This window comes from Agrobacterium burrii (genome assembly GCF_017313405.1).
Classification (GTDB): Bacteria; Pseudomonadota; Alphaproteobacteria; order Rhizobiales; family Rhizobiaceae; genus Agrobacterium; species Agrobacterium burrii.
The window spans coordinates 1-2500 of the sequence record NZ_JAFLNA010000028.1; the positions used below are offsets into that span (position 1 = coordinate 1).

General features: G+C 53.2%; 2 rRNA genes (1 of these 2 cut by a window edge). Both read right to left on the reverse strand.

The annotated features are described in order from the left end of the window. Positions 1-60: 60 nt before the first annotated feature. Positions 61-175: ribosomal RNA gene (gene rrf / locus JZX89_RS28395) — 5S ribosomal RNA — on the reverse strand. Between the two features lie 268 nt (positions 176-443). Beyond that, a 23S ribosomal RNA gene (locus tag JZX89_RS28400) occupies positions 444-2500 on the reverse strand; it runs 879 nt beyond the window's last position.

Genomic DNA, 2500 nt, shown 5'->3' on the forward strand with positions numbered 1-2500 from the left:
CCCTTTGTATCGGCTGGGCCGAAGTTTGTGAATGAGAAGATTGATTGTTGCGTTTTGCAGACCTGGCAGCGACCTACTCTCCCGCGTCTTGAGACGGAGTACCATTGGCGCTGGGGCGTTTCACGGCCGTGTTCGGAATGGGAACGGGTGCAGCCGCCCCGCGATAACCACCAGGTCGGCAAAACGCAACATGCTCCATGTTTTCACATGGAAACTGTTGTTTCGAGAAGCTGGAGAGCTCAAGGCTCTATTTAATTTACACGTCGTTCTGTGACTGATCCGTTTGCCTGCCTTGCTCGATGTTGAGTTTGGCAGCCATACAGGACGCTAATCCGTCGCCAATCGTTTGGCGCGCCGTCTGCAGCGTAGTGGCCGAAGGCCACGTCAGCGTGAAGACAGAACAGATATCATCAAGCTTCGCTTGATGAACATAATCAATGGGAACGAAGAAGTCGATCGAGCTATTAGTAACGGTAAGCTTCACATGTTGCCATGCTTCCACACCCGTCCTATCAACGTGGTCGTCTTCCACGGCTCTGATAGGGAACACTCGTTTTCAGGTTGGTTTCCCGCTTAGATGCCTTCAGCGGTTATCCATTCCGTATATAGCTACTCTGCTATGCCCTTGGCAGGACAACAGATCCACCAGAGATACGTCCATCCCGGTCCTCTCGTACTAGGGACAGATCCTGTCAATATTCCTACACCCACGGCAGATAGGGACCGAACTGTCTCACGACGTTCTGAACCCAACTCACGTACCGCTTTAAATGGCGAACAGCCATACCCTTGGGACCTGCTCCAGCCCCAGGATGCGATGAGTCGACATCGAGGTGCCAAACAACCCCGTCGATATGGACTCTTGGGGGTCATCAGCCTGTTATCCCCGGCGTACCTTTTATCCGTTGAGCGATGGCCCTTCCACACGGGACCACCGGATCACTATGACCGACTTTCGTCTCTGCTCGACTTGTCAGTCTCGCAGTCAGGCGGGCTTATGCCATTGCACTCGACGACCGATTTCCGACCGGTCTGAGCCCACCATCGCGCGCCTCCGTTACTCTTTCGGAGGCGACCGCCCCAGTCAAACTACCCACCATACACTGTCCCGGATCCGGATAACGGACCGCGGTTAGACATCCACGAAGATAAGGGTGGTATTTCAAGGATGGCTCCACAAAGACTGGCGTCCCTGCTTCAAAGCCTACCACCTATCCTACACATGCCTTGGCGAATGCCAGTGTAAAGCTATAGTAAAGGTGCACGGGGTCTTTCCGTCTGACCGCAGGAACCCCGCATCTTCACGGGGAATTCAATTTCACTGAGTCTATGTTGGAGACAGCGGGGAAGTCGTTACGCCATTCGTGCAGGTCGGAACTTACCCGACAAGGAATTTCGCTACCTTAGGACCGTTATAGTTACGGCCGCCGTTTACTGGGGCTTCAGTTCAGAGCTTGCACCCCTCCCTTTAACCTTCCAGCACCGGGCAGGCGTCAGACCCTATACGTCGTATTGCTACTTCGCAGAGCCCTGTGTTTTTGATAAACAGTCGCTACCCCCTGGTCTGTGCCACCCCATCATACTTGCGTAAAATGGGGTCACGCTTCTTCCGAAGTTACGCGTGCAATTTGCCGAGTTCCTTCAACATAGTTCTCTCAAGCGCCTTGGTATACTCTACCTGACCACCTGTGTCGGTTTCGGGTACGGTCTATACGGTGGAGCTATTTCCTGGAACCTCTTCGCTGCACATCCAATCCAATAAGAATGTACAACACACGAGATCCGTCACTACCACCAGGCCCACGAATATTAACGTGGTTCCCATCGACTACGCGTGTCCGCCTCGTCTTAGGGGCCGGCTAACCCTGCTCAGATTAACTTTAAGCAGGAACCCTTGGTCTTTCGGCGAGGGAGTCTCTCACTCCCTTTATCGTTACTCATGTCAACATTCGCACTTCCGATATCTCCAGCAGCCCTCACGGGTCCGCCTTCACAGACTTACGGAACGCTCCGCTACCACATGCCTTACGGCATATCCTCAGCTTCGGTGCATGGCTTTAGCCCCGTTACATTTTCGGCGCAAAGACCCTTATTTAGACCAGTGAGCTGTTACGCTTTCTTTAAATGATGGCTGCTTCTAAGCCAACATCCTGGTTGTTTTGGGATCCTCACATCCTTTCCCACTTAGCCATGACTTGGGGACCTTAGCTGGAGGTCAGGGTTGTTGCCCTTTTCACGACGGACGTTAGCACCCGCCGTGTGTCTGCCGACTAGTACTCCTCGGTATTCGGAGTTTGGTTAGGATCAGTAAGACGGTGAGTCCCCATAGCCCATCCAGTGCTCTACCCCCGAGGGTATTCGGTCGACGCTCTACCTAAATAGATTTCGCGGAGAACCAGCTATTTCCGAGTTTGATTGGCCTTTCACCCCTAGCCACAAGTCATCCCAATCTATTGCAACAGATACGGGTTCGGCCCTCCAGTTGGTGTTACCCAACCTT